The organism is Natronorubrum sp. A-ect3 (genome assembly GCF_041821125.1).
Taxonomy (GTDB): Archaea; Halobacteriota; Halobacteria; order Halobacteriales; family Natrialbaceae; genus Natronorubrum; species Natronorubrum bangense.
Window position 1 is genome coordinate 996,632 of sequence record NZ_JBGUBB010000002.1, and the last position, 13,167, is coordinate 1,009,798.

Sequence of the window (13,167 nt, forward strand, 5' to 3'; positions counted from 1 at the left end):
TAAGCGCCAGCCCATCCATAGCAAGGCAAGTTGCACGGTCGGGGTGTGCCATCGGCACGGATGTGATAACGGACTCGTCATGACCATCCAGGCGGTCGCCATGGACGCTCGAGGACGGGCTGACCCCGACGAGCAGACGGATTCCTATCTAGCGGTACACGAAGCGCTCGTCTCGAAAACCAGCGAAAAATACACGCCCATTCCAACGCCGCCTGATGGTACAAGCCGGTCTGTTATCCGCATCTCCGACGTTTTGCTCTATGGACACGATGACCGGTACCCACACGTGGACGATTCCGGAGGGATACATCCCCGAGGAAAGCACCGGCCCCAAACCGGAGATGGAGAGTCACGAAACCGTCTGCATTTTGAATACGACCGACGAGGATGCGACCGTCGAGATCACGGTGTACTTCACCGACCGGGAGCCGATCGGCCCGTACGAAAAGACGGTCCCGGCGAAGCGAACCAGGCATTTCCGGTTCAACGAACTCGAGGACCCGGAACCGATCCCGAAAGGCAAAGACTTCGCAAGCGTGGTCAAGTCCGACGTCCCGGTCGTCTGCCAGCACACGCGACTGGACTCGCGACAGGCCGAAAACGCGCTGCTCACGACGATGGCACACCCGGGTGAGTGAGCGTGGCTCGAGAGCCGGCCGCGAGAGCATAAATCGGCCGACGAGGAGCGAACCGCCCGCGTCGCCGATGCCGACGAGCAGGATGACGAGCAACGCCAACAACCGGAGGAGCACGCCCATGTCGAATCCAAGATCTATACGTAACCTGAGTCGACTCGGACGTTTCTGTCGTGGAGATAGCTATACCGTGAGGTCGCAGTTCGCCATTCGAGCGTTGCAGCTTACAGCGAGCCGTTGCGGCGTCGCTCAGCGACTCGTTTCTCACCCGTGTTCTCGGAGACAACCTCGTAGAGGATCGCTCGCGTGCCGTCTTCTTTCGGCCGGAGAATCCGTCCGAGGCGCTGGATGAACTCGCGTTCGCTCCCGCTGCCCGAGAGCACGACCGCTACCGACGCGTCGGGAACGTCGACCCCCTCATCGAGGACGTTCGAGGTCGCGATGCGCGTGTAGGTCCCCTCTCGGAACCGCGCTAAGATTTCTCGGCGCTCTCCAGCGCCGGTCTGGTGGGTGATCGTCGGGATCAGAAACCGCTCGCTGACGTCGTAGGCGAGGTCGTTGTGGGCCGTAAAGACGATCGTCCGCTCCCCACGGTGATCGTCGAGAATGTCGGCGAGGGCCTCGAGTTTGGCCTCGCTGCCGAGCATGATCTCGCGTGCGCGCTGGCGCGCGAGCAGCGCCTTGCGGGCCTCGGGGTCGTTGCCCGACCGTTTGACGAGTTCTTGGTAGTCCGAGCCGCTTTGCATCCGGATGTTCGAGCGCGCGAGGTAGTTCGTGAAGACGTCCTGCTTGCGGTCGTACTCCTCGCGTTCGTCGGGCGTGAGTGTCACCTCGAGGCGCTTCAGATCGTAGGCCGCGAGGTGGTCGCCGGCCAGTTCGCCGACGTCGACGCGGGAAACCAGCGGGCCGACGATGTCCTCGATCACCTCGTGGGCATCGTCGGGACGTTCGAAGGTGGCAGTGAGCCCCAGCCGTGCGGGGGCAGCGAGCAGGCGTGCGATCTCGCGATACCCCTCGCCGCCGAGGTGGTGGACTTCGTCGAAGACGACGAACCCAAACCGGTCGCCCACGGCGTCAGCTTTCAGATACGCCGAGTCGTACGTCGAGACGGTGATCGCCTCTATGCGTTGCTCGCCGCCGCCGAAGCGACCGATCTCACAGTCAAACTCGGATTCGAGTTCCCGTTGCCACTGCTCGAGCAAGTCGATCGTCGGCACGACGACAAGCGTCGGCACCGAGAGCCGTTCGATCGCTTTCAGGGCGATGACAGTCTTCCCGCTGCCGGTCGGGAGTTCGAGGACGCCCGCAGGTGCACGCGCGAGCGAGTCAGTACCGTTGCTGTCGGTCCAGCGATCCGTCTCGAGCCATGTGTCGAGGGCCTCTCGTTGGTACTCGCGGAGTTCGTACGCCGACTCGAGCGCCGGCAGCGACTCGAGATCGAGGACGCGGTCGTCGATTCGGCCGTGCTCGGCATCGAGCGCGCGTCGAAGGGCAGCGTAGCGAAACGCTGGCACTCGCCAGCTGTCGGTTCGGGGATCGGCCTCGAGGCCGGAGACCGACTCACGAACGGCGGCCAGCGCGTCGGACTCGAGGCCGTCGATTCGAACAGTGCCATCTTCGTACCGGAGCGCCGGTGGCGCATCTGTGGCGTCGTCTTGGGGCCGCCTCACGACCGATGCTCCGGGTGGGAGCAACAAATACAGTCTGGTGTCTCGAGCGCCTCGAGCGGCGGTGCCGTCGGCTACCGATGGAGTGGCCGACTCGAGCGGCGCAGACGGGAACCCGGTAGTGCCCAGCGCACCGTACCTCAACCCTTTTATTACCGCTGTTCGTTGACTGGCACATGAGCGAAGACGAGGGCACGAACGCGACGGCCCAGGGTGTCCCGTCCGAGGAGCAATCCGACGACGGCGAGACGGCCGACGTCGAGTCTGACGCGGCCGGCGACGCTGACTCGCCCGACACGGACACACCAACCGAGGACGAACCACAAGCCGAACCGTCCGTTTCAGACGACGAGGCGGCCATCGCCCCGGAAACGAGCGACGACATCCAGGAACTTCTAGAGGAGATCAGCGAGCACGACGACGACCTCGCCCACCAGGTCAGCGCTATCGTCGAGGATGCTCGCGAAGTAAACGCCACTGTCACTGACCAGCGCGAGGAACTCGAGGATCTCTCCGAGCGCGTCGAGGAACAGGCCGAAACCATCGGCGAGTTGCAGGACGACCTCGAGGCAGCCGAAGCTGAAGTCGACGACCTCAAGGGTCGGCTCAAGCGCAAACAGGCCGACTTTCAGAACTACAAGAAACGCGCAAAAAAGCGCCAACAGCAGATCAAAGACCGGGCCACTGAGGATCTCGTCGAACGGCTGCTTGGCGTCCGCGACAACATGAAACGCGCCTTGGAGGAAGAAAGCGGCGACGCCGACAGCCTCCGTGATGGCGTCGAGATGACGCTTCGAGAGTTCGACCGCGTGCTCGAGGACGAGAACGTCTCTGAGATCGATCCCGAACCCGGCACCGAGAGCGACCCACAGCGCCACGAAGTGATGATGCGCGTCGATAGCGCCCAGCCCGAGGGGACCATCGCCGACGTCTTCACGCCCGGCTACGAGATGGGTGAAAAAGTTATCCAGAACGCACAGGTGACCGTCTCGAACGGCGAACTCGAGGCCGATGTGGACGAAGACTCCCCGGCAGCGACCGACAGCGACGATAGCGACGCCGGCGACGAGGCCGCGACCGAGGAAACGGCCGACTGACGGACGCTACCGACGGCTGACAGTTCTGCCCCGATTTTCCGGTATTTTGTTTCGACCGTCTAAACCCCTCGAGAGTGGCTTCTATCGCCGTTTCCGATCATTTTATTCGGCTCACAAAACGCCCTAGTAAGCTTTAAAACAAAGTGCGCACAATAGCCCCCCACGATGGCGAGCAACAAAATTCTCGGAATTGACCTTGGGACGACGAACAGCGCGTTCGCGGTGATGGAAGGTGGCGATCCGGAGATCATCGTCAACGCAGAAGGTGAGCGGACGACGCCCTCCGTCGTCGCGTTTACCGACGACGACGAGCGACTCGTCGGCAAACCGGCGAAAAATCAGGCGATTCAGAACCCCGAAAAGACGATCGCCTCGATCAAACGCCATATCGGCGAAGACGACTACACCGTCGAGATCGACGACGAGGAGTATACGCCCGAGCAGATTTCGGCGATGATCCTCCAGAAGATCAAACGCGACGCCGAAGAGTATCTCGGTGATGAGGTAGAGAAAGCCGTCATCACGGTCCCCGCATACTTCTCGGACCGACAGCGCCAGGCGACCAAAGACGCCGGCGAGATTGCCGGCTTCGAGGTCGAGCGCATTATCAACGAGCCAACCGCCGCGTCGATGGCCTACGGCCTTGACGACGACTCCGACCAGACCGTGCTCGTCTACGACCTCGGTGGTGGCACCTTCGACGTCTCGATTCTCGACCTCGGCGGCGGTGTCTACGAAGTCGTCGCAACGAACGGTGACAACGACCTCGGTGGCGACGACTGGGACGGGGCCATCATCGACTGGCTCGCCGAGGAGTTCGAGGCCGAACACGGTATGGACCTTCGCGAGGACCGTCAGGCCCTCCAGCGGCTCAAAGACGCCGCCGAAGAGGCCAAGATCGAACTCTCCTCGCGCAAGGAGACCGAGATCAATCTGCCGTTTATTACGGCCACCGACGACGGCCCGATCCACCTCGAGGAGTCGCTCACGCGAGCGAAATTCGAGTCGCTCACGCAGGATCTGATCGACCGTACCGTCGAGCCGACCGAGCAGGCACTCGAGGACGCCGGCTACGAGAAAGACGACATCGACGAGGTCCTGCTGGTCGGTGGCTCGACTCGGATGCCACAGGTCGGCGAGAAGGTCGAAGAACTCACCGGCAAGGAGCCCCAGAAGAACGTCAACCCCGACGAGGCCGTCTCGCTCGGCGCGGCGATTCAGGGTGGCGTCCTCGGCGGCGAGGTCGACGACATCGTCCTGCTCGACGTCACGCCACTCTCGCTGGGTATCGAGGTCAAAGGCGGCCTCTTCGAGCGACTCATCGAGAAGAACACGACGATTCCGACCGAAGAGTCGAAGATCTTCACGACCGCGGCGGACAACCAGACCTCCGTGCAGGTCCGGGTCTTCCAGGGCGAGCGTGAACTCGCACAGAAAAACGAGATGCTCGGTGAGTTCCACCTGACCGACATCCCGCCAGCTCCGGCAGGCACCCCACAGATCGAGGTCACGTTCTCCATCGACGAGAACGGCATCGTCAACGTGAGCGCAGAGGACAAGGGCACCGGCGCAAGCGAGGAAATCACCATCGAGGGTGGCGCTGGGCTTTCCGACTCCGAAATCGAGGAGATGCAGGCCGAAGCCGAGAAGCACGCCGAGGAGGACAAGCAGAAACGCGAGCGCATCGAGGCCCGAAACACGGCCGAAGCGACGATCCAGCGCGCCGAAACGCTACTCGAGGAGAACGAAGAGGAAGTCGACGACGACCTCCGTGGAGACATTGAGGCAGCCGTCGAGGAACTCGAGGAAACGATCGACGACAGCGATGCGGACGCCGAAGACATCGAAGCCGCGACTGAGAGCCTGAGCAAGGAACTGCAGGAGATCGGCAAGCAGATTTACCAGCAACAGGCTGGAGCCGCAGGCGCTGGCGGTGCAGCCGGTGGTGCTGGCGCCGCAGGTGCCGGCATGGGCGGCATGGGTGGCGGTCCAAACCCAGGTCCAGGCGGCGCAGCAGCCGACGAGGGCGAGGAGTTCGTTGATGCGGACTTTGAAGACGTTGACGAAGACGAGGACTGAAAGGACGAGTCTTCGTCGGCTCGGAAGGTGAACGAAGTGAGCCTTCCGTCGTTTCGAAACGTGAGCGAAGCGAACGTTTCGAAGTGAACGAAGACGACGAAGACTGAGTCGTTTCTTCGGCGATCTTGCCGTCCCGTAAGCGGTAACCGTGATATCGGTGTACTGCATCGTCTTGCCGGAGGCCTCTCACCCAGTCGAAAATATTCACATCAGTTTCGATCGCCCGCAGGTTCGTGGTGCATTCGCGCGCTGTCTCTTCTATAATATCGCTCGCACTACACCGACCGCGACAGCGACGATGGCCGCGTGATAAATCAGCGTTGACGTAAACGCAAAGAACACAAGCTTCGCGACGGGGTAGCGAGCGATCCCTGCTGGAAGGAGGATCAGCCCGCGGAGGTACGGAACGAAGTTCGTGACGAACACGCCGACACCGCCGTACTGCTTGAACCACCGTTCCGCCTGGTCGATTCTGTCGGGAGAGATACGAATTCGCGGCGACGATTGAATCGTTGATAATCCGTCGCGACGGGCGATATAATAAATGATGAACTGGCCGGCGACGTAGCCAGCCGTCGACACAGAGATAATCACAGCAGTTTCGCTGCGGCTTGCGGAGATTGCCAGCACGTATCCAGGAAGGATCACCGTCGTAGGGATCGGCTTCCCTACGAATGCCCCCTTCAACAAGAAGAATACGAACAGAGCCGGCAAGCCGACGTGCAGGAGAAGATCAAACATCGCATCGACGATCGCTTCAAGCATTCGAAGTCTGCCCGTGGTTTGGGACAGAGCATGATAAAACATCATTCACCGGTAGAATCCTGTCGACATCGCAGAACCGTTCGCCTCGCTTACGTTTCGAAGACGAAGTCGACTCCGTACTTCGACGTTGCAATCGGAGTGTGCGACTCGAGCCAGCTCCAAAACTCACAGAGAGCGGACTCACCGTAGCCGGCGAGTGGGCAGCAGCCAGCGAGCGATGCCGTGTCAGTGAATCGAAATAGCACCGACACGGCGGCGTCCACGCGGAACGTTCGTTTCAAGTGGCTCAACCGAGTATCGGTGTGACAACGAATGAGCGAGGACTTCTATGACGTGCTCGGTGTGAGTTCCGACGCGTCGGCTGAGGAGATCAAACAGGCGTACCGGACGAAGGCCACGGAGTACCATCCGGACGTCAGCGACGACCCTGACGCCGAGGAGAAATTCAAGAAGATCCAGAAGGCAAAGCAGGTCCTGACCGATGAAGAAAAACGTCAGGCCTACGACCGAATGGGTCACGACCGCTACGAACAGGCCGAAAAGCACGGCTTCGACGCAAGCGACGCCGGTGCCGGCGGGATGGGCGGTGGCCCGTTCGGTGGTATGGGCGGCGGTGGCGGCATGGGTGGCGGCGGCCTCGGCGATATCTTCGAGCAGGTCTTCGGCGGCGGTGGGGGCCGCGGTCGGCGTCGGCCACGGAAAGGTCGGGACCTCCGAACCGAACTCGAGATCGATCTCGAGCAGGCGTTCGACGGAGCCGAAAAGCAGTTTACCGTCGAACGACCCGAGGAGTGTGAGTCCTGTGATGGAAGGGGCCATCCAGCAGATGCAGACGCCGAAACCTGTCCGGAATGTCAGGGCCGGGGGCAGGTCACACAGGTCCAGCAGACGCCGCTGGGGCGGGTCCAGCAGACGACGACGTGTCCACGCTGCGATGGCGAGGGGACACTGTACTCCGAGACCTGTGACGACTGTCACGGCGAGGGCTACGTTCGCAGCGAGGCAACGCTGACCGTCGAGGTTCCGGCGGGCATTCAGGACGGCCAGACGCTCCGGATGGAAGGCGAGGGTGCGCCCAGCCCCGAGGGCGGCCGTCGTGGCGACCTGCTGATCGACGTCTCGGTTCGTGACCACGAGTTGTTCGAGCGCGAGGGCGACGACCTCCGACACCGACTCGCCGTCTCGTTCCCACAGGCGACCTTCGGCGACACCGTCACGGTGCCGACACTCGATGGCTCCGTCGAGTTCGACATCCCCAAAGGAACCCAGAGTGGGGAAACCTTCCGCCTCGAGGGGAAGGGCATGCCTCGACTCCGCGGCCGCGGACAGGGTGACCTCTACGTGAAAGTCCAGATCGTCACCCCCGAGAATCTGAACGACGAGCAGCGCGACGCGCTCGAGGCCTTTGCCGAGGCCGGCGGCGACGAGATCGACGTCAAGGAAGGCTTCTTCGAGAAGATCAAGCGGGCGTTCTAAGCCGTCGTTCGTCCACTATAGTAGCCACTGAAAGTCAGTGCGCACCCGATCGCACGACAGCTGTGCGGTCGATGTGCAAACCGTTTCAGTTGTTACTATAGCCTGAGACAGTCTGTTGGCAGTCAGTTCCGGCGCGACCACGAGCTGTCCCTCGGTCGTGCCAGGACATCGGGACAGCAGACTGTATGGCCCGTTTACCGGGCTATCTCGAGATCTCGCTGTTTTCTCCTACGCGTCGCGTCTCGAGACACAGCGATCGATCCCGCGTTCGAGTACCGATACGTTCGCCAACGGAAGTGTCATGGTAACGTTCAACATTGACTATGGCCGATGCGACCGTACTGTGGGACGGAGACCCATGTCAGCACAACAGATCCTGCTCCTCGCCGGCGACTACGTCGAGGACTACGAGGTAATGGTTCCGTTTCAGGCACTCGAGATGGTCGGCCACGACGTCCACGCGGTCTGTCCGGAGAAGTCGGCCGGCGACACCTGTCCGACCGCCGTCCACGACTTCGAGGGCGACCAGACGTACACCGAAAAGCCAGGGCACAACTTCGAGTTGAACCACGATTTCGACGCCGTCGACCCCGCCGAGTACGACGCGCTGGTCGTCCCGGGCGGTCGCGCGCCCGAGTATCTCCGAACGTACGACGAGGTGCTCGAGATCGTCCAGCACTTCTTCGAAGCCGAGAAACCCGTCGCCGCGGTGTGTCACGGCGTCCAGATCCTCGCCGCCGCGGACGTCCTCGAGGGCCGAACCTGTACCGGCTATCCAGCGCTCGAGGCGGACGTCCGCGGCGCTGGCGGCGAGTGGACGGGCGAGGTGACTCGCGACGAGAATCTGGTGACGGGACAGGCGTGGCCGGACCACCCCGAGTGGCTCGCCGAGTTCTTAGCGTGTCTCGGCACCGACATCGACCACGCCGACACCGCCCCCGCAGCCGCGGACGACTGATGCGGTCTGCTGTCCCGATGTCCCGGCACGACCGCAGGACGGGTCGCGGTCGCGCCGAAACTAATTGACAGGAGACCGTCTGACACCGACTCGAGCAGCCGACGATCAGCGCGGACTCGCCGTCGTATGAGGGGCTGTCGTCGGCCGCGAGTCGGCGCGCTTTTTTCGGCTGGGTACTGAGTGGCACGTATGACCGCCGTGACAGTCGACGAGCTACTCACGCGTGAACTTCGGGACGATCGCACGGCACTCGTCGATGCGACGGGCCGGGAGTTCGACCACCACTGGCTGTGTACGACGTCCTGGAAAGCCGGGAACTTCCTGCGACATTCGGGCGTTCGAAAGGGTGTCACCGTCGGCATCGTCGGCGAGAATCCGCTCGCCTTACTCGCCTTCTTTGGCACCGCGATGCTCGAGGGGACCGCACGGTTCGAGCCACCGACCGACCTCACGGATGAAGACGGTTTCCGGGCGCTTGTAGCACCGGTCGACGACCTCGAGGCCGGGACCTACGACCTTCCGCGTGGTGCCCAGCGGGTTGGCTACGGGTCGAAACCGAACGAACCCGATATCCACCACTTCGATGCGGGCGTCTGGAGCGAGAACCCCTCGTTCCCACCGCTGGATATCGACCCCGAGACGGCGATCCTGACCGATGGCGATCGGACGATCAGCCACGAACAGGCACTCGAGGCCGCGAGCGAACTGATCGACGAGTACGATATCGAGGCCGGCGACCGCGTCGTCGTTCGGGAACCGCTGTCGGACCCTCGAGCCGTGATTGCGGGTGTCCTCACACCGCTGCTCGCAGAGGGTGTGATCGTGCTGGCAGACGAGGAGACGACAACGAAACAGGGTGTGTATGCGGTCTCGAGCGAGTCGGCACCTGAGCCGAATCGAATCGAGCTGGACGACGTGTCGCTTTCGTAAGACGCGATATCGCTTCGTCGGCGGGCGACGCCGAGAACGATCCGTTTTTGCCGTGATTTCCCCAATCGCTTCCATGGAGAGACTCCTCGAATCGCTGGATGACGCGCCGATTATCGACAAAGACGGTTACGAGTACCTCGTACACCCGATCAGTAACGGTGTGCCGAGGCTCGATCCTGATCTGTTGCGGGAGGTCGTCGTCGAAGTCATGCGAACGATCGACCTGAACGTCGACAAGATCGTCGCCCCCGAGGCGATGGGTATTCACCTCGCGACCGCACTGTCGCTGCAAACCGACATTCCGCTGGTCGTCATCCGCAAACGACCGTACGGCCTCGAGGGCGAGGTGTCCTTGCATCAACAAACAGGTTACTCGGAGTCTGAGATGTACATCAACGACATCGAGGCGGGAGACCGTGTCGTCATCGTCGACGATATGCTCTCGACGGGCGGGACGCTGGCGGCCATCTGTAACGCGTTGGATGACATCGGTGCCGAGATCGTCGATATCGCCGTCGTCATGCGGAAGGTTGGGCCGTCCGAACTGGACGACACCGAGTTCGAGGCGACGAGCCTGATCGATATCACCGTCGAAGACGGTGAAGTGACCGTTCACTGACCATTTCGCGTCTACCGAGACATGCGACTAGCGAATCGAACGAACGCCTCGAGGCGACGAACCGAGAACTCGAGATGCGGGACCGACCTGTGGGCGACGACTCGGAAATACATACACATTTGTGCACAAAATCGCCGGTGGATAGCTCCCTGATAAGCGTATATACGAGACTTTTTGTAAGTCAACTCGTTACGGGTCGCGTATACATGTCGAACGAGACGGACGGGAGCATTCAACTCGAGTACGAGATTGACGACAGGCCGCCGTGGCCGAAATCGATCCTTCTAGGATTGCAACATGTCGCAGTGATGATCGTCCCGGCGACCGCCGTGGCGTTCGTCGTCGCCGGCGGCGTCGGCCTCGATGCTGCCGACACGGCCTACATCGTACAGATGGTGCTCCTGTTCTCCGGGCTAGCAACGGTCGTGCAGGCCTACACCGTCGGCCCTGTCGGGGCACGGCTGCCGATCGTGATGGGCTCGAGTTTCACGTTCGTCGGCGCGGCGATCACGATCGGTGTCGACTACGGGATGGCTGCGGTGTTCGGGGCGATTCTCGTCACCGGGTTCACGGTCGAGGGACTCATCGGCTGGCAGTTCAAGCGCATCAAACCCTTCTTCCCGCCACTGGTGACCGGCCTCGTCGTCGTCATCATCGGGCTGTATCTCATTCCGGTCGGTATGGATTACGCTGCAGGTGGTGCCACAGCGGAGGAAGCCGGTGAGTTCGGTGCACTCCACCACATCGGACTGGCTGCGCTCGTATTGGCGATCGCTGTGGGGCTCAACATGTTCACTGCGGGCGTCACACGACTGTTGAGTATCCTCGCCGCCATCGGTGTCGGCTACGCGGTCGCCGTCGTGGCTGGACTCGTCGATTTCTCGCCCGTGGGCGACGCAGCTTGGATCGCCGTTCCCTCACCGACCCGGTTCGGCTTCGAGTTCGAGCCGGTCGCGATCGTCGTCTTCGCCTTCCTCTTTCTCGTTTCCGCGATGGAAACGGTCGGCGATATGTCTGGTGTGACGGCTGCTGAGGGTCGTAACCCGACCGATAAAGAGTTCCGCGGCGGGCTGTTCAACGACGGCATTCTGAGTTCGCTCGGCTCAATCTTCTCTGCGTTTCCGATTACGTCGTTCTCACAAAACGTCGGTATCGTCAACTTCACCGGCGTGATGAGCCGCCACGTCGTCGGCATCAGCGGCGTCATTCTCGCGGTTCTTGGTCTCAGCCCAAAAGTCGGTGCCGTCGTCACGACCATCCCCAGTGCGGTCTTCGGCGGTGCCGTCTTGCTGATGGTCGGCATGGTCGCCGCAAGCGGCGTCCGGTTGATCGTTCTGCACACCGAACTCGACCGACGAAACATGGTCATCGTGGCCGTCTCGCTTGGCCTCGGGCTCGGCGTCGCGACGACGCCTGAAGCGCTCTCGGGACTTCCGAACGCAGCAGAAACGTTCTTCGGGGAACCCGTTATCATGACGGCGCTGTCAGCACTCCTGCTCAACACGTTCGTTCCGGGCGAACAGAGCCCCCTGTTCGACGCCGTCTCCTCGAGTCCGGCGCCAGAGGCCGCCGCCGGTCCCAGCGACGATTAACCCCGTCGTGTGAACCGCTTCGGGAGGAGATCCCGAGGGACTCACCTCGTTCACCTGTCGCTGATTCCGATCGTCCCGGCAGATTCAACGTCAAGCCTGTCAGCTGTCGCTGCAAAAACGGTTCGTTCGCTCGCCGGTCGACTGGAGCCGGGAACTCGAGTCCGACGACTGACTGCGGGTGCAAACGACTGGGCACAACGCCTGCGTGTTCGGGGCTGACGACTATGGAACTGCCTGGTACGTGTTCCAGTATGGAGACCACTGTCGACCACATCGACGACCTCGAGGAACTGTTCTACCACAAACTCGCTCAGCAGTATTACATCGAAGAGGAACTCGTCGGGACGTTAGACGAGATGGCGATCAATGCGACCAACGATCGGCTGAGCGACGGCTTCGCCGACCACCGCGACGAAACCCGAACACAGATCCGGCGACTCGAGGACGTGTTCGCCGCGCTCGATCGACCGGCAGAACGACGCGAGGCCCCGATCCTCGACGCGCTCGAGGAAGAACGAGCGACGGTCGAAAACGCCATCGAAGACGACGACCTGCGCAACATGGTGTATCTGAACGCAGGGATGATGACCGAGCGCATCGAGATGACGGCCTACGAGGGACTGACATCGATCGCGGGCCAGCTCGGCTACGATGACGAGATCCGAAAACCGCTCGCGTCGAACCACGACGAGGAGAAGTCTGCCTACCGAGAACTGTCGGCGATGGAGACCGCGGCGGATATGAAGTCGCTGTGGGATCGACTGACGCCATCCTGAGTGGGGCTCACGTTTCGATGTGTCTCGCCCCTCGTGGCTGGACGTGACACGTGGTGGAACCAGCGGCTACAAGATCGATCACGTCGAACCCAAGCGCGTGCAACTCGAGTGCGTCTTCTTTGGGCCGTTTCGGGACGTGACTGGCGAAAAGATCGTCATCCACGAGACGGATGCCGAGACCGTCGGCGAGCTGCTCGTCGAACTCGAGACAGCGTACCCGGCTCTCGAGGGTCAACTGGTCGACGAGGATGAAGGCGAACTGGTCGGGAAGACGGTTGTCACCAAGAACAAGCGAAACGTCACGCACATCGACGGCCTCGAGACGGCCCTCGACTCGACGGACGTGATTCGGCTGGTGCCGTCAGTGTACGGTGGGTAACCGACCTCACCAGACACACCGCCGTTGATAGCGGTGTACGGACAGCGACTCGCCTCGGCTCCCGCCCGACCCCACTCGCTCGGCTCCAGCATTCTTTGCATGAGTATGCCACCCACGAGTATTATTTCCTCGAGAACGTACACTGGGCGTACTGCCGGACGATAGCAAGTTCGGCAACCGACCCAGCACCGTTT

At 61.9% G+C, this 13,167-nt stretch carries 12 protein-coding genes; 10 read left to right on the forward strand and 2 right to left on the reverse strand.

Translation table 11 applies throughout. The features are described 5' to 3' along the window. Nucleotides 1-269 precede the first annotated feature (269 nt). Nucleotides 270-638 carry a sensory rhodopsin transducer gene (locus tag ACERJA_RS11650; protein ID WP_373608487.1) on the forward strand — a complete coding sequence of 123 codons (369 nt, stop codon included), beginning with the start codon at nt 270-272 and terminating at the stop codon, nt 636-638. A gap of 221 nt (nt 639-859) precedes the next feature. On the opposite strand, the gene ACERJA_RS11655 is transcribed toward ACERJA_RS11650, so the two are convergent. Continuing rightward, entirely contained in the window at nt 860-2,305 is a 1,446-nt protein-coding gene (locus tag ACERJA_RS11655) for a DEAD/DEAH box helicase (protein WP_373608354.1), read from the reverse strand. 173 nt (nt 2,306-2,478) lie between these two features. Here ACERJA_RS11655 and grpE point away from each other — a divergent pair, with 173 nt between their 5' ends. Both grpE and dnaK read left to right on the forward strand, forming a co-directional pair. Then, nucleotides 2,479-3,399: a nucleotide exchange factor GrpE gene (grpE, locus tag ACERJA_RS11660; RefSeq protein ID WP_373608355.1), complete on the forward strand. Its 921-nt coding sequence runs from the start codon at nt 2,479-2,481 to the stop codon at nt 3,397-3,399. Between the two features lie 165 nt (nt 3,400-3,564). Continuing rightward, nucleotides 3,565-5,478, forward strand: a complete 1,914-nt coding sequence (gene dnaK, locus ACERJA_RS11665; RefSeq protein WP_373608356.1) for a molecular chaperone DnaK — start codon at nt 3,565-3,567, stop codon at nt 5,476-5,478. 258 nt (nt 5,479-5,736) lie between these two features. Here the strand turns inward: dnaK and ACERJA_RS11670 are convergent, their stop codons facing one another. Further along, nucleotides 5,737-6,243, reverse strand: a complete 507-nt coding sequence (locus ACERJA_RS11670; RefSeq protein ID WP_373608358.1) for a DedA family protein — start codon at nt 6,241-6,243, stop codon at nt 5,737-5,739. 312 nt (nt 6,244-6,555) lie between these two features. Here ACERJA_RS11670 and dnaJ point away from each other — a divergent pair, with 312 nt between their 5' ends. From dnaJ to ACERJA_RS11705, 7 genes are all read left to right on the forward strand, one after another. Then, nucleotides 6,556-7,719 carry a molecular chaperone DnaJ gene (gene dnaJ / locus ACERJA_RS11675; protein ID WP_373608360.1) on the forward strand — a complete coding sequence of 388 codons (1,164 nt, stop codon included), beginning with the start codon at nt 6,556-6,558 and terminating at the stop codon, nt 7,717-7,719. A 358-nt stretch (nt 7,720-8,077) separates the two neighbouring features. Then, nucleotides 8,078-8,677, forward strand: coding sequence for a DJ-1/PfpI family protein (locus ACERJA_RS11680; RefSeq protein ID WP_373608361.1), 600 nt, complete (start codon nt 8,078-8,080; stop codon nt 8,675-8,677). A 189-nt stretch (nt 8,678-8,866) separates the two neighbouring features. Further along, nucleotides 8,867-9,607, forward strand: coding sequence for a hypothetical protein (locus tag ACERJA_RS11685; protein WP_373608362.1), 741 nt, complete (start codon nt 8,867-8,869; stop codon nt 9,605-9,607). A gap of 73 nt (nt 9,608-9,680) precedes the next feature. After that, nucleotides 9,681-10,226, forward strand: coding sequence for a hypoxanthine/guanine phosphoribosyltransferase (gene hpt, locus ACERJA_RS11690; RefSeq protein WP_373608363.1), 546 nt, complete (start codon nt 9,681-9,683; stop codon nt 10,224-10,226). Nucleotides 10,227-10,432: 206 nt separating this feature from the next. Continuing rightward, a complete protein-coding gene (locus ACERJA_RS11695) occupies nt 10,433-11,818 on the forward strand; it encodes a uracil-xanthine permease family protein (protein WP_373608364.1) in 1,386 nt (461 codons plus the stop codon). Nucleotides 11,819-12,069: 251 nt separating this feature from the next. After that, nucleotides 12,070-12,594, forward strand: a complete 525-nt coding sequence (locus ACERJA_RS11700) for a ferritin-like domain-containing protein (protein WP_373608365.1) — start codon at nt 12,070-12,072, stop codon at nt 12,592-12,594. 97 nt (nt 12,595-12,691) lie between these two features. After that, the gene (locus ACERJA_RS11705) at nt 12,692-12,973 is read left to right on the forward strand and encodes a ubiquitin-like small modifier protein 1 (RefSeq protein ID WP_373608489.1); all 282 of its coding nucleotides are present in this window, start codon (nt 12,692-12,694) and stop codon (nt 12,971-12,973) included. Nucleotides 12,974-13,167 lie beyond the last annotated feature (194 nt).

Coding starts and splice junctions, on each gene's coding strand:
- hpt (WP_373608363.1), top strand. CDS start 9,681: ATGGAGAGACTCCTCGAATCGCTGGATGACGCGCCGATTATCGACAAA.
- dnaJ (WP_373608360.1), top strand. CDS start 6,556: ATGAGCGAGGACTTCTATGACGTGCTCGGTGTGAGTTCCGACGCGTCG.
- ACERJA_RS11650 (WP_373608487.1), top strand. CDS start 270: ATGACCGGTACCCACACGTGGACGATTCCGGAGGGATACATCCCCGAG.
- ACERJA_RS11695 (WP_373608364.1), top strand. CDS start 10,433: ATGTCGAACGAGACGGACGGGAGCATTCAACTCGAGTACGAGATTGAC.
- ACERJA_RS11685 (WP_373608362.1), top strand. CDS start 8,867: ATGACCGCCGTGACAGTCGACGAGCTACTCACGCGTGAACTTCGGGAC.
- ACERJA_RS11680 (WP_373608361.1), top strand. CDS start 8,078: ATGTCAGCACAACAGATCCTGCTCCTCGCCGGCGACTACGTCGAGGAC.
- dnaK (WP_373608356.1), top strand. CDS start 3,565: ATGGCGAGCAACAAAATTCTCGGAATTGACCTTGGGACGACGAACAGC.
- grpE (WP_373608355.1), top strand. CDS start 2,479: ATGAGCGAAGACGAGGGCACGAACGCGACGGCCCAGGGTGTCCCGTCC.
- ACERJA_RS11700 (WP_373608365.1), top strand. CDS start 12,070: ATGGAGACCACTGTCGACCACATCGACGACCTCGAGGAACTGTTCTAC.
- ACERJA_RS11670 (WP_373608358.1), bottom strand. CDS start 6,243: ATGCTTGAAGCGATCGTCGATGCGATGTTTGATCTTCTCCTGCACGTC.